The following is a 23,782-nucleotide window of genomic DNA, read 5'->3' as shown; positions in this document are numbered from 1 at the left end:
GCGGCCGTGCTGGTCTCTCCTGTCTTTGCCGGAAAGCGCTACGCAGTCCTGGGGCTCGCTCGCTCAGGGCTGGCCGTGGTGGAGACGCTGCTGGTGAGCGGCGCGCACGTCATGGCGTGGGACAACCGCGAGGAGCCGCGCGCCGCCCTGGCGGACCGCGTCGAGCTGAACGATCCGACCAGCGCCGATCTCACCGGCTACGATGGCGTCGTCGTCTCGCCCGGCATTCCGCTCAACCGCCACCCCATCGCCGAAGCCGCCGCGCAGGCCGGCGTGCCGGTGATCGGCGACATCGAGCTGTTCGCGCAGGCCCGCGCCGACCTGCCGCCGCACAAAGTTGTCGGCATCACTGGCACCAATGGCAAGTCGACCACCACGGCGCTGGTCCACTACCTGCTCGAGAGCGCCGGCGTGCCGACTCTGATGGGCGGCAACATCGGCTTGCCGATCCTGGGCCAGGAGCTATTGCCCGCAGGTGGCGTCTACGTGCTCGAGCTGTCGAGCTATCAGATCGACCTGACGCAAAGCTTGGACTGCGACGTCGCCGCGTTGCTCAACATCACGCCCGACCACCTCGATCGCTACGATGGTTTCGCCGGCTATGTCGCGTCCAAGGCGCGGCTGTTCGCGTTGCAAGGGCCTGACCACCATGCCGTATTCGGCATCGGCGACGACGACACCGCCGCCATCGCCGGCATGCAGGTGACCCGCCACGAACCCGGCCGCGTCCACTTCGCCGATGGCCGCGACCTGGCGAGCCTGCAGCAGGACTGGCACTCGCTGCAGGGGCCGCACAATCTCCAGAACGCCGCCGTTGCCGTCGCCATCGTCGAGGCGCTGGGGATCACCCGCGAGCAATGGCAGGCGGCAATGCCTGAGTTCCACGGGCTTCCGCATCGTATGGAGCGCGTTGCCGAGGCGGGCGGCGTGCTCTTCATCAACGACAGCAAGGCCACAAACCCTGCCTCGACTGCGCCCGCTCTCGCCGCGTTCCCGCCCGCGCCCAATCCGCGGATCCACTGGATCGTCGGCGGCCTGCCCAAGGGAGACGATCTGGACGAATGCCGCCCGTTCTACGGCAACGTCGCGGCCGCCTATACCATCGGCGATGCCGGGCCGCTATTCGCCGACCTGCTGGCCCCACACATGGCAGTCGTGCGCAGCGAGATGATGGCCGAGGCGATCCGCGAGGCGATCGCGCGCGCCGTGCCCGGCGACGTCATCATGCTCTCGCCCGCCTGCGCCAGCTTCGACCAGTTCCGCGATTACGAGGCGAGGGGCGACGTGTTCCGCCAGATCGTCACTGCGCTTACCGAAGAAGACGCTGAGAACGCAGGTGGAGAGAGCTGATGGCGAGCAGCGCACCCGTCGCATCGATCGCCACCGGCAACGCGCTGGTCCGCTATAACCGCGGCCGCCGCAGCACCTTTGCGATCTGGTGGCAGGAGATCGACCGCGTCACGCTCGGGCTCGTGTTGATCCTGATGGCGATTGGCACGGTCTCGGTCGCGGCCGCCTCTCCCGCCAGTTCTCGCCGGCTGTCGACCTCCGCAAAGCACTTGTCGGACTTGCACTTCTTCTTCATTCACTTGCGCTGGCAGGCGCTCGGTCTGATTGCGCTGTTCGCCAGTTCGACGCTGGGCAAGGACACTGCGCGCCGGCTTGGCATCCTGGTCTCGGGCGTGATGATCTTCGCGCTGATGCTGGTCCCCTTCATCGGCGGCGAGGTGAACGGCGCGCGGCGCTGGATCAACCTCGGCATCTCGATCCAGCCCTCCGAGTTCCTGAAGTGCGGCTTTCCCATCCTGCTCGCCTGGATTCTGTCCTGGCGCGTGCGCGACGGCAAGATCCCGGTCATGCAGGTGACCATCGGTCTGATGGGCCTGATTGCGGTGCTGTTGATGGCTCAGCCGGACTTCGGTTCGACGATGCTGTTCTCGGCGACCTGGTTCGTGCTGATCCTGCTTTCGGGCCTGGATGTGAAGCGCATCGCCGGCGCCATCGGCTTGGGCCTCGTCGGCATCACGCTGGCCTACTTCTTCTACGAGAACGGCCGAAACCGCATCGACGCATTCCTCGGCGGCGGCAGCGCTTACGACCAGGTGGCGCTGGCCGAACGCACACTGCTGAACGGCGGGTGGCTGGGCACGGGATTCTGGATGGGCACGCGCAAGCTGTCGTTGCCCGAGGCGCACACGGACTACATCTTCTCCGTCATCGGCGAGGAATTTGGGCTGTGGGTCTGCGGCGTCGTGATCCTGCTCTACAGCGCCATCATGGTGCGCTCGATCATGCGCCAGATCCGCGAAGACGATCTGTTCACCGTTCTCGCCGGGGTCGGGCTGGCGGCGCAGTTCGGCGGTCAGGCCTTCATCAACATTCTGGTGAACCTGCAGCTGTTCCCATCCAAGGGCATGACGCTGCCGCTCGTCTCGTACGGCGGTTCGTCCACCGTGGCCATGTGCACGTGCCTGGGATTGCTGCTGGCCATCACGCGTAGAAACCCGTTTATCGAGCGCGAGCGCTTTTCGCTCAGCGACGTCGGAGAGATTGCATGACTGCCGTGAGCCGCCACTACGTGCTGGCTGCCGGAGGGACCGGGGGGCACCTGATCCCCGCCTTCGCGCTGGCGCTGGAGCTGGAAAAGCGCGGCCATCACGTGGCGCTGATCACCGACGAGCGCGGCGCGCAGATCCCCGGCAAGCCCGACAGCCTGCCCGCGCATGTCCTCCCGCCCGGCCGCATCGCCGGGTTGAACCCACTTGGCTGGCTGAAGGGCGCCCGGGGTGTCCTCGAAGGCCGGCGCATGGCGCTCCGCCTGTTCGAAAGCTTCAAGCCCACGGCGGTGGTGGGATTCGGCGGTTATCCAGCTTTGCCGACGATGCTCGCCGCACGCTCTGCCAAGATCCCGACGATCCTGCACGAGCAGAACGCAGTGCTCGGCCGTGTGAACCGTTTCTTCGCCAGCCGCGTCGATGCGATCGCCACCTCGTTCGCGCAAGTGGATCGGCTCGATGCCAAGCTGGCAGACAAGGTGACGCTGGTCGGTAACCCGGTGCGTGAGGAAGTGCTCGCATTGCGCGAGGCGCCGTTCCCGATGTTCACGGGCGAAAGCTTGCTGCGCATCCTTGTCACCGGCGGCAGCCAGGGCGCGCGGGTGCTGTCCGAAGTGGTGCCCGATGGCCTCGCCATGCTGCCCACCGCCTTGCGTTCGCGCCTGCAGGTCATCCAGCAGGCGCGGCCGGAGGACATCGAAGCCGTGCGCCATCGCTATGCGACGCACGGCATCCCCGCCGAACTCGCGACCTACTTCGAAAACATGGCCGAGCGGCTTGCCGGCGCGCACTTGTTCATCGGCCGTGCCGGCGCCTCGACCATCGCCGAGCTTTCGGCGGTGGGCCGCCCAGCAATCCTGATCCCGCTCCCGATCGCCACCGACGACCACCAGGCCGCCAACACGCGCGAGATCGTTGCCGCAGGCGGCGCGCGCTCGGTCCGGCAGGAGAAGTTCACCGCCAGCGAACTCGCCAAGCAGATCCAGGCGATGGCGCAGCATCCCGAGACGCTCGCCAATGCGGCGCATGCCGCGTGGAATTGCGGCTATCCCAATGCGGCCAAGGACTTGGCCGATCTCGTTGAAAGCTTCGGCGTCGCGCCGATGATGGACGTGATCCGGGTGGGCGCAAAGTCGGCTCCGGCCAAGAACAAGGAAGCACTGGCGCTGGAGAGCGCGGAATGAAGGGCGTCGCGACCGACATCGGCACGGTGCACTTCGTGGGCATCGGCGGCATCGGCATGTCCGGCATCGCCGAAGTCATGCACAACCTGGGCTACACCGTGCAGGGTTCCGATATCGCCGAGGGCTATGTGGTCGAGGGCCTGCGCGCGCGCGGCATCAAGGTAATGATCGGCCACGCTGCCGAGAACGTCGCCGGATGTGCGGTGGTCGTCACTTCCACGGCGGTGAAGCGCGACAATCCTGAAGTCGTCTACGCGCTGGAGCACCGCATCCCAGTGGTCCGGCGCGCGGAGATGCTGGCCGAGCTGATGCGGCTCAAGAACACCGTTGCCGTCGCAGGCACGCACGGGAAGACCACAACGACATCAATGGTCGCCTGTCTGCTCGAAGCGGGCGGCGTCGATCCGACCGTGATCAATGGCGGCATCATCAACTCCTACGGTTCCAACGCGCGCCTGGGCGCCAGCGACTGGATGGTGGTCGAGGCGGACGAGAGCGACGGCTCGTTCCTGCGGCTGGACGGCACCATCGCGGTCGTCACCAACATCGATCCCGAGCACCTCGAACACTACGGCAGCTTCGACAAGGTCAAGGAGTGCTTCGTCGAGTTCATCGAGAACGTGCCGTTCTACGGCGCGGCGGTGCTGTGCATCGACCACCCCGAAGTGCAAGCTGTGATCTCTCGCGTGCGTGATCGGCGGGTGATCACCTACGGTTTCTCCGCGCAGGCGGATGTGCGCGGCGAGGCGGTGACGCCGGTGCCGGGCGGCAACCGCTTCGACGTCGTGGTGCGCGAGCGCGATGGCGAGCAGCGCCGGATCGAAGGCATCGAACTGCCGATGCCCGGCCGTCACAACGTCCAGAACGCGCTGGCCGCCATCGCCGTCGCCATCGAGATGGGTTGCGACGATGAGATCGTACGCGGCGGCTTCGCCGGCTTCGGAGGGGTCAAGCGACGCTTCACCAAGGTGGGCGAGGTCAACGGCGTGACCGTGATCGACGACTACGGCCATCATCCGGTCGAGATCCGCGCCGTGCTCGCGGCCGCGCGCGAGGGTGTGCGCGGCAGGGTGCTCGCGGTCGTGCAGCCGCACCGGTTCACCCGCCTGCGCGACCTGATGGAGGAGTTCCAGACCGCCTTCAACGATGCCGACGCCGTCTACGTGACGCCGGTCTATGCTGCGGGTGAGGCGCCGATCGACGGTGTCGATGCGGAAACGCTGGTGGCTGGCCTAAAGGCGCGCGGACATCGCGATGCGCATGTCGTGAGCGGCGCCGATGACTTGGCTGAGGCCTTGGCGCGCACGGCGCGGCCGGGCGACATGGTCGTATGCCTGGGCGCCGGCGACATCACCAAGTGGGCCGCCGGGCTCGCGAGCGCAATCGGCGAGCGGGTCACCGCCTGATGGGCCAGGAGCCCACCTCCGTTCGTGTCGAGCGCAGTCGAGACACGGCAGCGCTAGGCCAGCGTGTCTCGACTTCGCTCGACACGAACGGGGTGAGGGGAAAGCTTACTCCTGAGGCGCCACTGGCCCCGCTCGTCTGGTTCAAGTCGGGCGGCGTTGCCGAGTGGCTGTTCGAGCCAAAAGACTTGGCCGATCTGCAGGCGTTCCTGCGCGGGCTCGACCCGGCGGTGCCGGTCATGGCACTTGGCCTCGGCTCCAACATGATCGTGCGCGACGGCGGAGTTCCGGGCGTGGTGGTGCGGCTTGGCAAGGCCTTTGCGCAAGTGCGCCGGCTCGACGACGTCACGCTGGAGTGCGGCGGCGGGGCCTCGGGCATCCTGGTCTCTTCCACCGCACGCGATGCCGGCATCGCTGGTGTCGAGTTCCTCCGCTCGATCCCCGGCACCGTCGGCGGGTTCGTGCGGATGAACGGCGGCGCTTATGGCGGCGAGGTCAAGGACATCCTCGTCGACTGCGATGTCGTCTTGCGCTCGGGCGAGCTGGCCACGCTAGCCAACCACAACCTGCATTACACCTACCGGCATTCCGAGCTTCCAGAAGGTGCGATCGTCGTCGCCGCGCGGTTCCAGGGTCGCCCCGGTGAGCCGGCCGCGATCCAGGCCGAGATGGACCGCATCTCCGCCAGCCGCGAGGCCTCGCAGCCGCTGCGCTCCAAAACGGGTGGTTCGACCTTCAAGAACCCGCCCGGTGAGAAGGCTTGGGAGCTGGTCGATCGTGCGGGCTGTCGCGGGCTGAGCCTCGGCGGCGCGCAGGTCAGCGAGAAGCATACCAATTTCCTCATCAACACCGGCACCGCGACCAGCGCCGAGATCGAGGCGCTGGGCGAGGAAGTGCGCCGGCGCGTGAAGGACAACTCGGGCGTGGAGCTCGAGTGGGAGATACAAAGGGTGGGTACGAAGTGAGTATGGCGTCGCATGTCCTGCCCGGCACGGGGAGGGGGACCGCCGGCACGGCGGTGGAGGGGACTCTCGGCATCGAGCAGTCCCTCGTGCATGGCGCCTGGACGCGAGTCCCCTCCACCACGCTTCGCGCGGTCCCCCTCCCCGTGCCGGGGAGGACAGCATGACGCTCCCCAAACTCCACGTCGTGGTGCTCATGGGCGGCTGGTCGAACGAGCGGCCGGTCTCGCTGATGAGCGGAGAGGGCGTGGCCAAGGCGCTGGAGAGCAAGGGCCACCGCGTCACCCGGCTCGACATGGGTCGCGACGTGGCGGTGAAGCTCGCCGAAGCCAAGCCCGACGTCGTGTTCAACGCGCTCCACGGCGCGCCGGGTGAGGACGGCACCGTCCAGGGCATGATGGACCTGATGGGCCTGACCTACACGCACTCGGGCCTCGCGACCTCGGTGATCGCCATCGACAAGGAGCTGACCAAGCAGGCGCTCGTGCCGCACGGTATCCCCATGCCCGGTGGTCGCATCGTCGCCTGCGAGGAGATCTTCGAGCGCGATCCGCTGCCCCGGCCATATGTGCTCAAGCCGGTGAACGAAGGCTCGTCGGTCGGCGTTGCAATCGTCACTGCTGAGGGAAACTACGGCAACCCGATCGCTCGCGGCGCGAAGGGTCCGTGGCAGGACTTTGACCAGCTGCTCGCCGAGCCATTCATCCGCGGGCGCGAGCTGACGACGGCCGTGATCGGAGATCGCGCGCTTCTGGTAACCGAACTCAAGCCCAAGTCAGGCTTCTACGATTTTGACGCCAAGTACACGGAGGGCATGACCGAGCACGTCTGCCCCGCCGAGATCCCGGACGAGATTACCCAAGCCTGCAAGGACATCGCCTTGCGCGCACACAAGCTGCTGGGCTGCAAGGGAACGAGCCGCTCCGACTTCCGGTGGGACGACGAGCAGGGTGCCGAAGGGCTGTTCCTGCTGGAGGTCAACACGCAGCCGGGCATGACTCCGCTCAGCCTGGTGCCGGAACAGGCCAAGGCTTGCGGCATGGACTATCCCGACTTGGTCGAGGCAATCATTGCCGAGGCCCTGACCGACGCGCGCGCAAAGGCGAAGTCGCCATGAGCCAGACCATCCGCCGCAAGGCGACGACCGTCCGCAAGACCGCCGCTGCACAGGACAAGAAGGCCAAGGTCAGCCAGGCCAAGGCGCGGACCGGGTCGGCCGTGGACATGGCGATGGCGGCGCTGCCCTTCACCGAAGCGCAGCTGCATCGCATGTTCCTGATCCTGATCTTGGCGGGCGCGGCGCTGCTGGCCTGGGTGGTCGCGTCCGCGGCGGGGCTGCCCAGCTTCGCGGGGCTGCAGCTGGCGCAAGTCGCTTCGGATGCCGGCTTCGAAGTGCGCCACGTCGACGTCCGCGGCGTCAAGAACATCAACGAGTTGAAGGTCTACGAGCGCGCGCTAGCCCAGCAGGATCGGGCGATGCCGCTGGTCGATCTGGAGAGCCTGCGTCAGGACCTGCTCGCGCTCTCGTGGGTCAAGGACGCACGCGTCTCGCGCCAGCTGCCGGACACCCTGGTGATCGACATCGTCGAGCGCGAGCCGCACGCAGTGCTGCGCAAGGCCGATCGCTTCGTGCTGATCGACGACACCGGGCACGAGCTGGAGACGGTGGCGCGCGGGCGGGCGCAGGGCAAGCTGATCGTCTCGGGGATGGGCGCAGGCCAGCAGGTCGTGGCGCTGTCCAAGCTGCTCGACGCCGCGCCGGCATTGAAGCCCCGCGTGCAGGAGGCTGAATGGATCGGAAATCGCCGCTGGAACGTGACGTTCAAGACCGGACAGGTCCTTGCCTTGCCTGAGGGCGAGCGCGAGTCGGCGGGTGCTCTGGTCTCGTTCGCGCGGCTCGACGGCACCAACCGGCTGCTGGGCGGCAAGGTGACGATCTTCGACATGCGCGCGGGCGATCGCATCTATCTTCGTATTCCTGGTCGTGAGGCGGAGGCAGCCGCGCTCAAGGCTGGGGCCACGCGCAAGGCAGGGGACAATTGATGGCGACTTCGCGTTCTTCGGTCCCGCGCACGTCGCAGCCGCGCATCAGCCGCGTGTTCGGTGCGGTCAACATCGGCTCGTTCCGCATCTCGGCGATCGTTGCCGGCATCTCGGACGTGGGCGAGGTGGTGGTGCTCGGCTCCGGTCACCGCGCCAGCCAGGGCGTGCGGCGCGGCTACGTCACCGACATGACGGCTGCCACGTACGCGATCCGCGATGCGATCGACCGGGCGGAGAAGATGGCCGATACTTCGGTGCAGCGCGTGTGGATCGGCTGCTCGGGCGCGGGTCTCGCCAGCCAGGTCGCCGAAGTCGATGCCGAGATCGGCGGGCGCCGCATCGAGCAGGAGGACATTGACATGCTCCTCAGCTCCGCACGCGACGTGATCCGGCCCGACGGGCGCATGGTGCTCCACGCGCAGCCCGCGCAGTATCGGCTAGACGGCGCACACGGCGTCGCCAATCCTAAGGGGCTGCATGCGGAGCGTCTGGGCGTCGACATCCACATCATGCTCGCGGACGGCGCGCCGATCCGCAACCTGACCGAGGCGGTGCAGTCCGCGCACCTGGAGGTCGAGGCGGTGGTCGGCTCCCCGATCGCGGCGGGCCACGCCTGCCTCTCCCCCGAGGAGCGGGACCTGGGCGTGGCGCTGGTCGAATTCGGCGCCGAGGTCACGAATGTCGCCGTCTATTCGCAAGGCATGCTGACCGGGCTGACGGCGATCCCCATGGGCTCGGCCGATGTCACCGACGCGATCGCCTCGGCCTTCGGCATCCGCCGCTTTCAGGCCGAGCGGCTGAAGTGCGTTAACGGGTCGGCGCTCGCCAGCCCGGCGGACCATCGCGAGATGATCCCGGTCAACGCGCCCGGCGAGGAAGAAACCGGCCCGGTCGCGCGCCATGCCGACGACAAGAACCGCATTCCGCGAGCCGAACTGATCGCCGTCATCACCGGCCAGCTCGGCTCGTTGATGGAAGAGGTCAACAAGGCGCTCAAGGCGATGCGTTTCAACGGGCAGCGCGGCAAGCAAGTGGTTTTCACCGGCGGTGGCGCGGAGCTGGTGGGGCTGGCCGACTATGCGCAGGCCGCGCTCGGCAAGCCGGTGCGGATCGGCCGCGTACCGCACTTGAGCGGACTGGCCGAGGCGCATGTGAAGCCCGGCTTCTCCACGCTGGCGGGCCTGGTGCTCTATGCATCGGCCGATCCCATTGACATCCGCACGCTTAGCAAGCGCCGCCAGACCAGCGTGCGCGCCGAGCGTCTCGGCACCGTCGGCCGCATCTACCGCGCGTTTCGTGAATACTTCTGACGGCTTCTTGCCCTGTTCGGCTCGAATGGGAGAGGGCGGCAGGCCACCTGTACCGACCTCTGCGCCGAAATGCCCCGCGTAAGCGCCCGTTCGTTGTGGACAAACCCTTGCCGCGCTTTGCTTGTTCGCGCAGGGCTGTGCCATCAGACTTGGTCAAGAATTCCTTCCCGCGCGTGTCTGCCAGGAGAGTAGAATGAGCATCAATATCGGACCGCCGGCGATCGAAGAGCTGCGTCCCCGGATCCTCGTGATTGGCGTTGGCGGCGCTGGCGGCAATGCTATCGCCAACATGATCCAGGCGCAGATCGAAGGTGTCGACTTCATCGTCGCCAACACCGACGCGCAGGCGCTGAACAGCTCGATCGCGGAAAACCGCATCCAGCTCGGCCCCGACATCACGCAAGGCCTGGGTGCAGGCTCGCGTCCCGAAGTCGGCCGCGCCGCCGCGGAAGAGACGATCGAGGAGATCGACCGCCTGTTGGAAGGCGTGCACATGGTGTTCATCGCCGCGGGCATGGGCGGCGGTACCGGCACCGGCGCCGCGCCGATCATCGCCAAGGCCGCGCGCGACAAGGGCGTGCTGACCGTGGGCGTCGTCACCAAGCCGTTCATGTTCGAAGGCACGCGCCGCATGCGCTCGGCCGAGACGGGCATCGACGAGCTGCAGAAGCATGTCGACACGCTGATCGTCATTCCGAACCAGAACCTGTTCCTGGTAGCCAAGGCCGACACCACCTTCAAGGAGGCCTTCGGGCTCGCCGACGAGGTGCTGCAGCAGGGCGTGCGCTCGATCACCGACCTGATGGTCATGCCCGGCCTCATCAACCTCGACTTCGCCGACGTGCGCTCGGTCATGGGCGAGATGGGCAAGGCGATGATGGGCACCGGCGAGGGCGAAGGCCCGAACCGTGCATTGGAGGCTGCGGAGCGCGCCATCGCCAACCCGCTGCTCGACGGCGTGTCGATGCAGGGCGCCAAAGGCGTGATCATCTCGATCATCGGCGGCGACGACATGAAGCTGCTCGAAGTCGACGAGGCTGCGAACCACATCCGCGAGCTGGTCGACCAGGATGCCAACATCATCTGGGGTTCGGCGTTCAATCCGGACTTGCAGGGCAAGATCCGCGTCTCGGTGGTTGCGACCGGAATAGAGCAATCGGCCGAGCAGGCCGAGATCGCGGCGCGCCCCGTCAGCTTCAGCGGTTCGCGCGGGCCCGTTCGTCCGGGTGCGGCGCAGCCGGCTCAGCCGGTTGCCGCAACGCCGACCTACAGCCCGGCGCCCGCATCTGCCTATACGCCGCCCGCTCCGCCTGCCGCGCCCGCTGCTGCGGCTCCCGCGGCAGAGCCGTTCGACCTGGGATCGGACGCCGAACTGGGTGAAGAGGACAGCGCGTTCGACTTGGGCGGTGCCGAGGAACTGGGTGGCGAGGATGCCGGCTACGGTAGCGCCGCACCGAGCCCGGCTCGCCCGCCCGTCGGCCTGGGTGCAGCGCAGCCCGCCCCGGCACCTCAGGCTCGTCGCCAAGACGAGCTGAACCTGCAGGAAGAAGCCAGCGAGCCGGCACCGGCACCCGGCCGCCGCCGCACGTTCTTGTCCGAGCCGGCTGCTGCAGCGCCTGCTCCGGCGGCTCCTGCCCCGGCAGCGCCCGCGCCGCGTCCTGCCTCCACGGGCAGCACGTTGTTCGAGCGCATGTCCAACCTTTCGCGCGGTGCCAAGCCGGCGGCGACCGAGGACGAGAGCGAGGACGACAGCGGCTCGATCAGCATCCCGCGCTTCCTCGGGCGTCAGAACAACCAGTAAGCGCATGCGCAGGAAGGGCGCTTCGGCCCTTCCCGCGTGCCTGTTCCAGCCTCGTTCAGATCGAGCGTGGCATGGATCCGGGATCGAAGCAGGCTGTGTCATCGATCGGCACGGTCGTACGGAACCGGCGGCTTGTCTTGATTGCAGGCGTCCGGTTTTAAGAAGGATTTCAGCCACCTTGCAGTTCCGCCGCAGCCTTGCCGCCTGGCTCGCTAGCGCCGCTGCGGCCGGCGTGAGTCTGTGCCCGTCTGCGACGATGGCGCAGTCGCTGCCGTCGGTGTCGCGGCCGGTGGTGCAAGGCATGCCGAGCGCGGAGTCGCAGCGGCTGAATGCGGCGCTGGCGCGGCTGGCGCGCGATCCGCGCGATTTTCAGGCGCTCATCGAGGCAGGTGACACTGCCAACGCTATGGGCGACCCGGAGGCGGCGGCGGGGTTCTACACCCGCGCCGACGGCATCTCCCCGAACAATCCGCGCATCAAGGCCGGACTTGCGCGCGCGCTGGTGCTGCAAGGCAATCCCACTCAGGCTATTCCCCTGTTTGCGCAGGCCGAAGCCGGTGGCTCGTCGCTGGACGTAACGGCTGACCGGGGGCTCGCCTATGACCTCGTCGGCGATCCGGTCACGGCGCAGAGGTACTACCGGACTGCGCTCAGCCGCCGGGACGACGATGAAACGCGTCGCCGGTTGGGCGTCAGCCAAGCGATCGCCGGCGATACGGCGGGCGCGGAGGCCACGCTGATGCCGCTGTTGCGCAAGCAGGACAAGCCGGGCTGGCGCAGCCATGCCTTCGCCCTTGCGATCGAGGGCAAGACCAAGGAAGCGGTCGACACCGTCAACGCGATCCTGCCCGGGACCCTGGCGCAGAGCGTGACGCCGTACTTGCGCTACATGCCCCGGCTCACCCGCGCGCAACAGGCAGCCGCGGCGAACTTGGGCAAGTTCCCCCGTGCGTCCGAGATCGGGCGCGACGACCCCGCCATCGCTGCCTTCACGCCGACAACGCGGCTTGCCGCCGCAGACGCGGCGCTCATCCCACAAGGCAAGGCGCTTGGCAGCGGGCGCAGCCGCACCGGTCAGAGGGCGGCGTCCACGTCACAGCCGACAGAGGCGCGTCCGCTCACGCGTGCGCAGCGCCGCGCACAGGAGAAAACCGCGCAGCTTGCGCGTGCCGAGGCCAATCCGCGTGTTGCGCCGCCCGAGCCGATGCCGGCGATCGACCGCGACGGCGAACTGCCGCCGGTCGGTGGCACGAACCCGGCGCTGGCATCACGCTCGCCTCAGCCGGCGCCGTCGGCTCCGACCCAATCCACGCCAGCGCCGGTGCCCGTTGCCAGTGCTGCCGGCTTGCAGACGCCCAGGGCCACGGCGCCTGAGCCGGAACCGACGCGACAGACGCTCACAGCGGTGCAGCCGTCGCGTGCGGCAACCGTCCGGACGGGCTCGATCCAGCTGCCCTCGTCGACATTGGTGCAGGCACCGGTGCCAAGCGCCGCCACAACGCCAGCACCTACGCCCACGCCTGCTCCGACACCGACATCGGTTTTAACCGCGAGCACGCCGGCACTCGCCAGCGCGCCGGCCTCACCGCTGCCGGCACCCGGGTTCGATCTCGGTCGTCTCGCTGCATCGACGCCTTCGAGCGCGCCGGCTCCATCCGAAACGCCGCCTGACCCGGTCTCGCTGGAGAAGATCTTTGCCGACCTGGGCGCACCCAGCGCCGCGGCGGCTCCGGTCGCGGGCGCGGTGGACATTCGCTCAATCGCTCGCGCACAGGCGCTGCCGCAGCGAGCACCCGAACTCGTCAGGCCGGACACTCCGAAGACCGAACCGGCCAAGCCCGGCAAGTCGAAGGCCGAGACTGCGAAACTCGCGGCCGAGAAGACGAAAGCTGACCTGGCCAAGACGGACCCCGCCAAGGCAGGCGGCAAGAAGGGCGCGGCGGCCAAGCTCGCCGAAGACGTGGTCGAGGACGACGCGAAGGCTGGTGCCAAGGACAAGGCCGGCAGCAAGAATGCCAGCGCCAAGGACAAGAAGGCGGACGTCAAGAAGGCCGCTCCGAGCCATCCCAGCCGCATCTGGGTGCAGATCGGCGTGGGCCGGGACAAGTCGGCGATCGCCTTCGACTGGCGGCGGTTCGTGAAGGCGAACCCTGCGCTGTTCAAGGGCCGGCAGGCATCGGTCAGCGACATGGGCCGCACCAACCGTATCCTGGTGGGACCGTTTGAAACGCAGAAGGCGGCGAGCGCCTTCGTGGCTCTGTCGAAGAAGGCCGAGTTCGACGGCGCCTTTGTTTGGACCAGCCCCGCAGGACAAGTCGTGGACGCGCTTGCAGCCAAATAGGCGTGCCGCTGGTTAATACCCGCGGCTTATCCACACGCTGTTCACAGGCTTGTCGAGTTTTGCGCAGGCGTGTGCGGTCTGGCGATTGTGCAGCGCACACCTGCCGTCGCAATCGTAGCCACGTCATGGAGGCGTGATGTCGGGATATATGAGAAGCGTTGGGGACGAGATCGAACGCGAAGAGGAAGCCGCTCCGGTGGAGATGCTGGCGGCGCTGTTCGAAGCGCGTGACTGGCCGCACGAATATGCCGGCGAGGACGAGATCTCCGCCGAAGTGAAGGGCAGCTGGGCGACCTACCAGTTCCAGGCGATCTGGCGTGCCGAAGACCGCGTGCTCCAGCTGCTCTGCTTGCCCGAGATCCGCGTGCCTGAAGCCAAGCGCCAGGCGATGTTCGAGGCGTTGTCGCTGATCAACGAGCAGCTGTGGTTGGGGCACTTCGACATGTGGTCGAACGGCGGGGTCGTGCTCTACCGTCACGGGCTGATGCTGGGCGAGGACGGGCTGCTCGGGCCGGCGCAGGCGCAGACGGTGGTGGAAGCCGCGATCGATGAGTGCGACCGCTTTTACCCGGTGTTCCAGTTCATCCTGTGGGGCGACAAGACCCCCGCCGAGGCGCTCGCCGCCGCGCTCGTCGACGCTGCGGGCGAGGCTTGAGCGATCGCCATGGCTGACCTGAACCGAGTGCTGATCGTCGGCTGCGGCAACATGGGTGGGGCGATGCTGCAAGGCTGGCTCGCCGGAGGCATGGCGCCCGAGCGGATCACCGTTGCCGATCCTGGCATGGCCGCGGTGCCCACGGGCGTGACGCTGGTGCGCGAGGTACCGCCAGGCCACTTCGACGTCGTGCTGCTCGGGGTAAAGCCGCAACTGCTCGACGCCGTCGCACCTCAGGTCGCTCCGGCACTGGGACGAGGCACGGTGCTGCTCTCGATCCTGGCGGGTGTGGAACTGGCGACGCTTGCGGCGCGCTTCCCGGATGCGGGCGGGATCGTGCGGATCATGCCCAACCTGGCCGCAGCGATCGGCCGCTCGCCGCTTGCTCTGGCTGGGCAGGGGCTCGATGAAGCGGGCCGTCAAGCGGTAACGACCCTGCTGCAGCCGCTCGGCACCCCCGAATGGCTCGCGAGCGAGGACTTGTTCGATGCCGTGACCGCACTCGCAGGCTGCGGGCCTGCCTTCGTGTATCGCTACATCGACGCGCTGGCCGCTGGGGCCGTCGCACTCGGGGTGGCTGAGGATCAGGCGCAGCGTCTGGCGCTGGCGACGGCTGAAGGTGCGGCACTCCTCGCTGCGTCATCGGAGCATGGGCCGGGAGAGCTGGCGCGGCGTGTCGCCAGCCCAGGCGGGTCGACCCAGGCCGGGCTGGACGTGCTAGACGCCGACAGCGCACTGGTGCGCCTGGTCGAGGCGGCAATGAGGGCTGCTGAGCGGCGATCGGCGGAAATGGGCCGCGAAGCGCGCCAGGCTGACTCGCGCGGCTGACACACTTCGTTACGCTATTCCGGTTCGGGTTGTTCTTGAATTGTCGCCGGCACAGGACGATATTCGAGAACGTCCGGAAACCATCGCATTGGGCGATGCCGGAAAGGAGTTTGAAATGGCTAACTGGAACGACCCCCAGCCCCGTACGGGCTTCGGTGCGTCCCCGAGCCTGGGCGCCCGCACGGGTACCCGCGCCGGCTACGACGCCGGCCTGCGGCGGCACATGCTGTCGATCTACAACTACATGGCTTCGGGCGTGCTGCTCTCTGGCGTGGTGGCGATGCTGTTCGCGCAGTCGGGCCTCGCGCTGCAGGTCCTGACCTCGCCGCTAAAGTGGGTGATCATGCTGGCGCCGCTCGGCTTCGTCATGGCGATGAGCTTTGGCGCCAACCGCATGCGCACTTCGACGTTGCAGGCGCTGTTCTGGGGCTTTGCGATCGTGATGGGCCTGTCGCTCTCGTCGATCTTCCTGGTCTTCACCGGCGCCTCGATCGCGACCACGTTCTTCGCGACGGCCGCAGCGTTCGCGGGCCTGAGCCTGGTCGGCTACACCACCAAGAAGGACTTGTCCGCGATGGGCTCGTTCCTGATCATGGGCGTGGTCGGCATCCTGGTCGCTTCGGTGGTGAACATCTTCGTGGGTTCGTCAGCGCTGCAGATGGGCATCTCGGTCCTCGGCGTGCTGATCTTCGCAGGCCTGACCGCGTATGACACCCAGCGCCTGAAGCAGGAGTACTACGTGCTCGCCGGCACCGAGTTCGCGGGCAAGGCGATCGTGCTCGGCGCGCTCAGCCTGTACCTGGACTTCATCAACATGTTCCAGTTCCTGCTGAGCTTCATGGGTCAGCGCGACTGAGAACGAACGGAAGCCGCGGACCTCCTCGCGAATCTTCCACAGGTGATTGGCAGTGCCCGGTGCGACTCGGTCGCACCGGGCGTTTGCTTTGTCGGGCTAAGCGGTTAGATGGAATATCTCAGAATGTGCGGAGTGGGCCGGTGACGCGTCCGAATACCAAGGGATTTTCCCTTAGTTTCTTGAAGCTTGCACCGCTCGCGGTGATCAGCGTCCTGGCAGCTTGCGCCCAGAAGACGCCCCCGCCGCCGCCCCCGCCCGTGGTGGTCATCCCACCGCAGCCACAGCCGCCGATGGGAGCGCCGCTGAACATGCGGATCCCCGAGGCGGCGGACGATGGCACTCGCAAGACCGTGAACTCCAGCGTGTCGACCGCCCAGGCGGTGTGGAACTTACGTTCTGCCTACAATGTCGCCGCGCTCAACTGCGTCGAGCCTGAGTACGCGCCGATCCTGGCGGGCTACAAGGACTTCCTCAAGGTCCACGACAAGTCGCTCGACAAGGCCAATGCCGAGTTGACCAAGAACTTCAACGGCGCGTTCGGCAAGTCGGGCACCCGCGAGCGTGAGACCTACCAGACGCAGGTCTACAACTTCTTCGCGGTGCCGCCGGTGAAATCGACGTTCTGCAATGCGGCCCTGGCGCTTGCGACCGAGATCGCGGCCGTCCCGGCCGGTCAGATCGAGGGCTATGCACCGCAGGGCCTCGCCAAGATCGAAGCGCCGTTTATGGCCTTCTTCGACGCCTACGACCAGTATCGTGCGGACCTTGCCGCATGGCAGGCCAAGTACGGCGGCATCGTGGTGGTCGCGCCGGACCAGGCGCGCAACACGACGACCACTGCGCGCCCCGGCCCGCCGGCGGTGCAGCCGCAGTAAGCGAAATATCACTTTCCTTGACGCGGCCTCTTCGCTAACGGGGCCGCTCGCGAGCCGGGGCCAAGCCCTCTCGCGCGATTGCTGGAACGGGGCCGTAGCTCAGCTGGGAGAGCGCGTCGTTCGCAATGACGAGGTCAGGGGTTCGATCCCCCTCGGCTCCACCAGTAATTGAAATCGACGCTGATCGGCCGCACATCGATGCGGCCGTTCGCATTTGCGCGGACCGCTGGACAGGCCGCTGAGCTTACCGGACCGGAATCGCCATGCATTTCCTCGACCAAGCCAAGATCTACATCCGCGCAGGCGCCGGCGGCCCGGGCGCTGTCAGCTTCCGGCGTGAGAAGTACGTCGAGTATGGCGGTCCCGATGGCGGCAATGGCGGCAAAGGCGGCGACATTGTGTTCGAGGCGGTCGCCGGGCTCAACACCCTGATCGACTTCCGCTACACCCAGCACTTCAAGGCCCCACGCGGCGGCCATGGTATGGGCAAGGACCGCAACGGCGCGCAGGGCAAGGACCTGGTGATCAAGGTGCCGGTCGGCACCCAGATCATCGCCGACGACGAAGACCGCGACACCGTGCTCGCCGACTTGGTCGAAGCTGGCCAGCGCGTGGTGTTCTTCGAAGGTGGCCTCGGCGGACGCGGCAATGCCTCGTACAAGACCAGCACCAACCGCGCGCCGCGCCAGCATCAGCCGGGGCTGCCCGGCGAGGAGGCCTATGTCTGGCTGCGGCTGAAGCTGCTCGCCGACGTTGGCCTGGTCGGACTGCCCAACGCCGGCAAGTCGACCTTCATCAACCAGCTGACCAACACCCGCGCCAAAGTCGGCGCCTACCCGTTCACGACGCTGCACCCGCAGCTGGGCGTGGTGCGCCACAAGAACCGCGAATTCGTGCTCGCCGATATCCCCGGCCTGATCGCCGGCGCGGCGGACGGTGCCGGCATCGGCGACCGTTTCCTCGGCCATATCGAGCGCTGCCGCGTGCTGATCCACCTGATCGACATTGCCGGCACTGACCCGGCCGAGGCGATGCAGATCGTCGAGGAAGAGCTGTCCGCGTACGGCGGTGGCCTGGACGAGAAGCCGCGGCTGATCGTGCTCAACAAGCTCGACCTCGCCGATCCGGAACTCGCGGCGAGCTTCGCCGAGGAGTTGCAGGACGCCGGCGCGGATGAGGTTTTCGCGATCTCCGGTGCGACGGGCGAGGGGATGGACGAACTCCTCGACGCCGTGATCGCGCACCTGCCGGCGGCGACGGTCACCGAACGGCCGCAGGGTGAGCAGGAAGAGGAAGACGAGGCACCCTGGTCGCCGCTCTGAACGTCGTGAGCATGTAAGGCGAAAGAGATTTCGTCCACGACAACCCGTGCCGCGCATCGCATGCATGCGCTTTCCATGACTTGGCGAATTGCCTAGAGGCTGGCGCTCCCATGACGATTGCCCGCCTCTCCGACCTTGCCGACGCCGCACTGTGCCCGCTTCTGGTGGTGAAGGTCGGATCGTCGCTGCTGGTCGGGCCGGATGGTGCGCGGCGCACGTGGTTGCAGGGACTGGTCGCAGAGATTGCCGAAGCAAGGGCGCGTGGGCAGCGTGTAATCGTCGTGTCCTCTGGATCGATCGCGTTGGGGGCAGGGCGGCTGAAGCTCGAAAAGGGTGGGCGCGGCAGCCTGGCCGATGCGCAAGCCGCCGCGGCCGTCGGCCAGATCGCGCTTTCGGGACTGTGGGCCGAACTGCTGGGCGGCGAGGGCGTGACCGCCGCACAGATCTTGCTGACTCTGGATGACCTGGAAGATCGCCGCCGTTACCTGAACGTCACGGCCACCCTGGCGCGGTTGCTGGACGCCGGTGCGGTGCCGGTGATCAACGAGAACGACTCCGTCGCGACGCAGGAAATCCGCTTTGGCGACAACGACCGGCTGGCGGCGCGCGTGGCGCAGGCAGCCCAGGCAAGCGCCGTGCTGCTGCTCTCCGATGTCGACGGTTTGTACGATCGCAATCCGCGAGATGCTGGCGCGCAGCTGATCCCGCAGGTGCAGGGCGTGACGCCCGAGGTTCGCGCAATGGCGAGCAGCGACTCTGCGTCCGGCATGGGCTCGGGCGGCATGAGTTCCAAGCTCCAAGCGGCCGAGATCGCCGAACTGGCCGGCATCGCGCTGGTGATCGCCAACGGGACCCACGATCGTCCGATCGCGCGCGCGGCGCAGCAGGGCATCGGCACATTGTTCAGCACGCGGCGTCGCGCCGGTGCGCGCAAGGCATGGCTCGGCGGACGCTTGCGGCTGAAGGGCGAGCTTACCGTCGATGCGGGCGCAGCGGCGGCTCTGGCGCGCGGGTCCAGCTTGTTGGCCAAGGGTGTGACTCGGGTCGCCGGTCCGTTCGAGCGCGGCGATCCGGTGGCGATCTGCGCCGAGGATGGTCAGGTCCTCGCCCACGGGCTGGCCGAATACGGCTCCGACGAGTGCGAACGGCTGCAAGGGCGGCACTCCAGCGAGCATGCTGCGTTGCTCGGCTATGCCCCACGCTCTGCCGTCATCCATCGCGACCAGCTGGTCCTGAAGTGATCATCGCCCTGACTGGAGGGACCGGCTTCGTCGGCCGGGCATTCGTCGATCTTGCGCTCGCCGCAGGGCATCAGCTGGTGGCGCTCGCGCGTGCCAAGCAGGTACCGCGCGAGGGGGTGGAGTGGATCATCGGCGATCTGGAGAACCGCGCCGCCTTGGCCGAGCTGGTGCGCGACGTCGATGCGGTGGTTCACGTTGCGGGGGTGGTCAACGCGCCCGATCCGCAAGGGTTCGAGACCGGCAACGTGCTCGGCACGCTGAACCTGGTCGACGCGGCGCTGAAGGAAGGCGTCGGTCGCTTCGTCCACGTCTCCTCGCTGTCGGCGCGGGAACCGGGCCTCTCGGCCTATGGCGCGTCCAAGGCGAAGGGCGAGAAGATCGTCAAGGCGAGCCTGCTCGACTGGACGGTGGTGCGTCCGCCCGCAATCTATGGCCCGCACGACAAGGATATGTTCGAGCTGTTCCGCGCGGCGCGATGGGGAGTCGTGCCGGTGCCTGGAGAGGGCAAGGCATCGCTGATCCACGTCGAGGACTTGGGGCGCCTGCTGCTGGCGCTGCTGCCCGGCGGCGAGGGCGTGAGCCAGGCGGTGTTCGAACCTGACGATGGTCGGCCTGGAGGCTGGGAGCACCGCGAATTGGCGCTGGCGATCGGCTGGGCCGTGGGCCGGCGCCCGCGGGTGCTGGGCTTGTCGGCGAAGTCGCTGCGGCGGGCGGCGGGGATCGACGGCTTCCTGCGCGGCAAGGGGGCGAAGATGACGGCGGATCGCGCGGCGTATCTCGCGCATCCGGACTGGACCGGCAATCCGGCGGCTGGCGTGCCGCCGGCGATCTGGGAGCCGCAAGTCGAGACGCGTTCCGGGCTAAAAGCCACTGCGGACTGGTATCACGAGCAAGGCTGGATGTAACCCTCATCCTCTCCCCCGGCGCGCGAGGATGAGGGTTAAGCTTCGTCGGGCGCTTCTTCTTCTTCGGCTTCGGCCGTCTTGGCGCCGCCCTTCGCTTGCTCGGCCATCGTCACGTAATCCAGCTTACCTGTGCCCAAAACCGGCAGCGTATCGACCACGCGCACGTCGCGCGGCAGCATCAGTTCGGTGACGCCATTCTGGCGGCCCCAGGCTTGTAGCGCCTTGCCCTCCGCCCCCTGCTGGGTGGTGAACAGCACCAGCTGCTCGCCCTTCTTCGGATCGGGCCGGGTGACCACCGCGTGCTCGGCATCCGGCCACAACTTGCTCGCATAGCCCTCGACCGCCGGTAGCGAGACCATTTCGCCGCCGATCTTGGCGAAGCGCTTGGCGCGGCCCTTGATGGCGATGAAGCCTTCGTCATCGATGGTGACGATGTCGCCGGTGTCGTGCCAGCCACCTTCCGGCGGTTGCAGCTTGCCGGGGTCGCTGGCGAGCAGGTAGCCCGCCATGACGTTCGGCCCGCGGATGAACAGGCGTCCGCCTTCGTCGATGCCTTCGACGGGATCGAGCCGCTGATCGATCGCCGGCAGCAGTCGCCCGACCGTGCCCGCCTTGAAGTGCATCGGCGTGTTCACGGCGATCACCGGCCCGGCTTCCGTGGCGCCGTAGCCTTCCAGGATGCGCAGGCCGAACTTGTCGGCATAGGCTCGGCGGGTCTCGTCGCGGACCCGCTCGGCGCCCGCGAAGATGTAGCGCAGCGAGTAGAAGTCGTAGCTGTGCGCCATGCGCGCATAGCCGGCGAGGAACGTGTCGGTGCCGAACATGATCGTCGCATTGGCGTCGTAAGCGAGCGCCGGCACGATCCGATAATGCAGCGGGCTGGGGTAGAGCACCGTCTTCACGCCGTTGAAGATCGGCAGCAGCGTGCCTCCGGTCAGCCCGAAAGAGTGGAACACCGGCAGCGCGTTGAGCACGATGTCGGATGGGTTGAAGTCGATCCGCGCGGCCAGCTGCGCGCAGTTGGACAGCAGGTTGCGATGCGTCAGCACCACGCCCTTGGGCGTCCCTTCCGAGCCGCTGGTGAACAGCACCACTGCGGGGGCGTCCGGTGAGATCCGGCGCGCCTTGTGCCGGCTGGCGGCGCCCAGCTTGGTCAGCAGCTTCCACAGCTTGGCACCGGTGCCGATCTGCTTGGCGATGTCCTCCAGGTAGAGCACGCGCCGGCCGTCCGCCTCCAGCGCGGCGATCACCGGCTGGAGCTTGCCTTGCTCGACGAAGGCATGCGCGGTGACGACGGTGGCGATGCACGCGGTCTGGCAGGCGGAGACGAGGTTCGCCTGCCCGGCGGTGAAGTTCAGCATCGCCGGCACCCGGCCCTCGGCCTGCAAGCCGAAGAACGCGAGCGTCACGCCCGCGACGTTGGGCAGCAGCACGCCGACGTTCTCGCCCGGCTTTGTCACGTAGGCGAGCTGTTCGCCCACCAGCTCGGCGCCCAGGATCAGGCGATCATAGGTCAGCGGCTCACGCTTCGTGTCCTCGACGATCGGCGCATGGCCGCCGTGCATGTGGCGCGCCTCGCACAGCGCGGCGAACAGCGTCTCATGCGTGTGCGAGGTGTCGAAGATCATCGTGCTCATGACGTCGTAGAGCCGCCGCCCGGCGACGGCGCGGCGCTGGCGGGCGCTCATCTCGCCCTCGATCTCGAAGTGGCGGGGCGGCAGGACAGTGATGGTGATCGTGGGGAACCACTTGGTCCTCACCTTCCCCTTGAGATGCGAGAAGGGCGTGAACTGCGGGCCGTCGAGGCGCACCGGCACGATCGGCGCGCCCGACTTGTCGGCGACCATGCCGGGGCCGTCGAACACCTTCATCAGCGCGCCGGTGACGGTGATGCGGCCCTCAGGGAAGATGACCAGCGTCTTGCCCTCCTTCACCGCGCGGACCATCGCCTTGGCCGCCATCGGGTTGGTCGGGTCGACCGGGAAAGCCTCGAACAGCTTGAGGAAGGGCTTGACCCACCAGGACTTCGCGATCTGCGTGTTGATCGCGAAAGTCGGCTTGCCGGGCAGGAAGGCACCCAGCAGCACGCCGTCGAGCAGGCTGAGATGGTTGACGACGACGACGGCCGGCTCGCCCTCCTTGGGCATGTTCTCGGCGCCGCTCAGCTCGACGCGGTAGAGCGCGCGCAGGACCCAGCGCACCACCGTCTTGAACACGGTTTCGGGTAGCAGCCAGATGCTGATCAGGGCCACCGCCAGCGTCGCGAATCCTAGCGTGCCGATCACGCCGGGGATGTCGAGCCCGCGTGACACCAGCAGTGCGGCCACCGCGACCACGAGCACATTGACGGCCGCGTTGACGATGTTGTTCGCCGCGACGACTTGCGAGCGCTGCTCCGGCACCGTGAAGACCTGCAGGATGGCATAGAGCGGCACGATAAACATACCGCCGGCAAAGGCGGTGACCACAAGGTCCGCGATCACTCGCCAGCTGCCGGGATTGGCGAGAAACTGCTCGACGCTCGCGCCCGGCACTTGCGGCTGGAATGCGCGCGAGGAAAGCCACAGGTCGATGAGGCCGGCAGCCATCAGCAGCGCGCTTACGGGAACGTAGCGGGCCGAGACTTCGCCCTTGAGCAGCCGGTTCACCGCCAGCGAGCCCAGCGCTACCGCCACCGAGAACACCGCCAGCAGCAGGTTCACGACATGCTGGCTGCCGGCGAAGTGCCCGGAGACCAGCGGCGCGAACTCGATCGTGAGCACCGCGCCGGCGCTGAAGAACCAGCTGATGCCCAGGATCGCCAGCCACACGCCCCGGCCATTGTGCGCCGTCCTGAGCACCGCCCAGGTGCCGCGGACAATGTTGAAGTCGATCGGCCGGCTTGCGCCCGAAGGCGGCGCGGCTGGTACGGCGAGGCTCATCGCGAGGCCGATCGCCGCCAGGCAGACTGCGACGACCCCGGCCTCCCACGGCGGGATGAAGCCGGCGAGCAGCTGCCCGCCCAGGATCGCCAGGAACGTTCCGCCTTCGACCAGGCCAGTGCCGCCCATGATCTCCTGCGGGTGCAGGTGCTGGGGCAGGATCGAATACTTGACCGGCCCGAACACCGTCGAATGCACGCCCATGCCGAACAGGCACACGAGCAGGATCGGGATCGACTGGAACCAAAAGCCGGCGAGGGCCAGCAGCATGATCGCAATCTCGGCGATCTTCACCAGGCGGACGAGGCGTGCCTTGTCGATCCGATCGGCAAGCTGTCCGGCTATCGACGAGAACAGGAAGTATGGCAGGATGAACAGCGCCGTCGAGATCAGGCCGAGCTGCCCGGCCTTGTCCGGCTCACCGGCGTAGATCGTGAAGCTCGCCATGAAGACGAGCGCGTATTTCAGCAGGTTGTCGTTGAAGGCGCCGAGGAACTGGACGGCGAACATCGGCCCGAGCCGGCGTTTGCCAAGAAGCGAAAGGTCGGGTGCTGACACGCGGGCTCCTGCATTGTCGGCC

18 protein-coding genes and 1 tRNA gene are annotated in these 23,782 nt (G+C 67.5%); 18 read left to right on the top strand and 1 reads right to left on the bottom strand.

The window, feature by feature from the left end; all coding sequences use genetic code 11:
- Positions 1–6 precede the first annotated feature (6 nt).
- The 18 genes from murD to GV044_RS00500 all read left to right on the top strand — a co-directional run bounded on the left by murD (position 7) and on the right by GV044_RS00500 (position 20,281).
- Entirely contained in the window at positions 7–1,350 is a 1,344-nt protein-coding gene (gene murD / locus GV044_RS00585; RefSeq protein WP_159863974.1) for a UDP-N-acetylmuramoyl-L-alanine--D-glutamate ligase, read from the top strand.
- Positions 1,350–2,558, top strand: coding sequence for an FtsW/RodA/SpoVE family cell cycle protein (locus GV044_RS00580; RefSeq protein WP_159863971.1), 1,209 nt, complete (start codon positions 1,350–1,352; stop codon positions 2,556–2,558). Before murD ends, GV044_RS00580 begins: the two co-directional genes overlap by 1 nt.
- On the top strand, positions 2,555–3,739 hold the full coding sequence (murG, locus tag GV044_RS00575; RefSeq protein ID WP_159863968.1) for an undecaprenyldiphospho-muramoylpentapeptide beta-N-acetylglucosaminyltransferase: 1,185 nt from the start codon (positions 2,555–2,557) through the stop codon (positions 3,737–3,739). The genes GV044_RS00580 and murG overlap by 4 nt, the downstream gene beginning before the upstream one ends.
- Positions 3,736–5,145 (top strand): UDP-N-acetylmuramate--L-alanine ligase, encoded by a 1,410-nt coding sequence (gene murC / locus GV044_RS00570; protein WP_159863965.1) that lies wholly within the window; start codon positions 3,736–3,738, stop codon positions 5,143–5,145. Before murG ends, murC begins: the two co-directional genes overlap by 4 nt.
- Complete coding sequence (gene murB, locus GV044_RS00565; RefSeq protein WP_159863962.1) at positions 5,145–6,107, top strand: UDP-N-acetylmuramate dehydrogenase; 963 nt, start codon at positions 5,145–5,147, stop codon at positions 6,105–6,107. The genes murC and murB overlap by 1 nt, the downstream gene beginning before the upstream one ends.
- Positions 6,108–6,267: 160 nt before the next feature.
- Positions 6,268–7,221 (top strand): D-alanine--D-alanine ligase, encoded by a 954-nt coding sequence (locus tag GV044_RS00560; RefSeq protein ID WP_159863959.1) that lies wholly within the window; start codon positions 6,268–6,270, stop codon positions 7,219–7,221.
- The gene (locus GV044_RS00555; protein WP_159863956.1) at positions 7,218–8,147 is read left to right on the top strand and encodes a cell division protein FtsQ/DivIB; all 930 of its coding nucleotides are present in this window, start codon (positions 7,218–7,220) and stop codon (positions 8,145–8,147) included. Before GV044_RS00560 ends, GV044_RS00555 begins: the two co-directional genes overlap by 4 nt.
- On the top strand, positions 8,147–9,457 hold the full coding sequence (ftsA, locus tag GV044_RS00550; RefSeq protein ID WP_159863953.1) for a cell division protein FtsA: 1,311 nt from the start codon (positions 8,147–8,149) through the stop codon (positions 9,455–9,457). The genes GV044_RS00555 and ftsA overlap by 1 nt, the downstream gene beginning before the upstream one ends.
- A 193-nt stretch (positions 9,458–9,650) precedes the next feature.
- A complete protein-coding gene (gene ftsZ / locus GV044_RS00545) occupies positions 9,651–11,258 on the top strand; it encodes a cell division protein FtsZ (protein WP_159863950.1) in 1,608 nt (535 codons plus the stop codon).
- Between the two features lie 178 nt (positions 11,259–11,436).
- On the top strand, positions 11,437–13,599 hold the full coding sequence (locus tag GV044_RS00540; protein WP_159863947.1) for an SPOR domain-containing protein: 2,163 nt from the start codon (positions 11,437–11,439) through the stop codon (positions 13,597–13,599).
- Between the two features lie 136 nt (positions 13,600–13,735).
- The gene (locus GV044_RS00535; RefSeq protein WP_159863944.1) at positions 13,736–14,254 is read left to right on the top strand and encodes a YbjN domain-containing protein; all 519 of its coding nucleotides are present in this window, start codon (positions 13,736–13,738) and stop codon (positions 14,252–14,254) included.
- 9 nt (positions 14,255–14,263) lie between these two features.
- A complete protein-coding gene (proC, locus tag GV044_RS00530) occupies positions 14,264–15,082 on the top strand; it encodes a pyrroline-5-carboxylate reductase (RefSeq protein ID WP_159863942.1) in 819 nt (272 codons plus the stop codon).
- A 115-nt stretch (positions 15,083–15,197) separates the two neighbouring features.
- Entirely contained in the window at positions 15,198–15,938 is a 741-nt protein-coding gene (locus GV044_RS00525) for a Bax inhibitor-1/YccA family protein (RefSeq protein WP_159863939.1), read from the top strand.
- A 179-nt stretch (positions 15,939–16,117) separates the two neighbouring features.
- Entirely contained in the window at positions 16,118–16,813 is a 696-nt protein-coding gene (locus GV044_RS00520) for a hypothetical protein (RefSeq protein WP_236554565.1), read from the top strand.
- Between the two features lie 88 nt (positions 16,814–16,901).
- A tRNA-Ala gene (locus tag GV044_RS00515) sits at positions 16,902–16,977 on the top strand.
- Positions 16,978–17,076: 99 nt separating this feature from the next.
- Positions 17,077–18,135 carry a GTPase ObgE gene (obgE, locus tag GV044_RS00510; RefSeq protein ID WP_159863933.1) on the top strand — a complete coding sequence of 353 codons (1,059 nt, stop codon included), beginning with the start codon at positions 17,077–17,079 and terminating at the stop codon, positions 18,133–18,135.
- Positions 18,136–18,245: 110 nt separating this feature from the next.
- A complete protein-coding gene (gene proB, locus GV044_RS00505; RefSeq protein WP_159863930.1) occupies positions 18,246–19,376 on the top strand; it encodes a glutamate 5-kinase in 1,131 nt (376 codons plus the stop codon).
- Positions 19,373–20,281 (top strand): NAD(P)-dependent oxidoreductase, encoded by a 909-nt coding sequence (locus tag GV044_RS00500; protein WP_236554563.1) that lies wholly within the window; start codon positions 19,373–19,375, stop codon positions 20,279–20,281. The genes proB and GV044_RS00500 overlap by 4 nt, the downstream gene beginning before the upstream one ends.
- Positions 20,282–20,316: 35 nt before the next feature.
- Here the strand turns inward: GV044_RS00500 and GV044_RS00495 are convergent, their stop codons facing one another.
- Positions 20,317–23,760, bottom strand: a complete 3,444-nt coding sequence (locus GV044_RS00495) for an acyl-[ACP]--phospholipid O-acyltransferase (protein WP_159863926.1) — start codon at positions 23,758–23,760, stop codon at positions 20,317–20,319.
- Positions 23,761–23,782: the final 22 nt, after the last annotated feature.

The organism is Novosphingobium sp. 9U (assembly GCF_902506425.1).
Taxonomy (GTDB): domain Bacteria; phylum Pseudomonadota; class Alphaproteobacteria; order Sphingomonadales; family Sphingomonadaceae; genus Novosphingobium.
The sequence above is the reverse complement of the archived record's forward strand: the minus strand, read 5'-3'. Positions and strand labels throughout refer to the sequence as shown.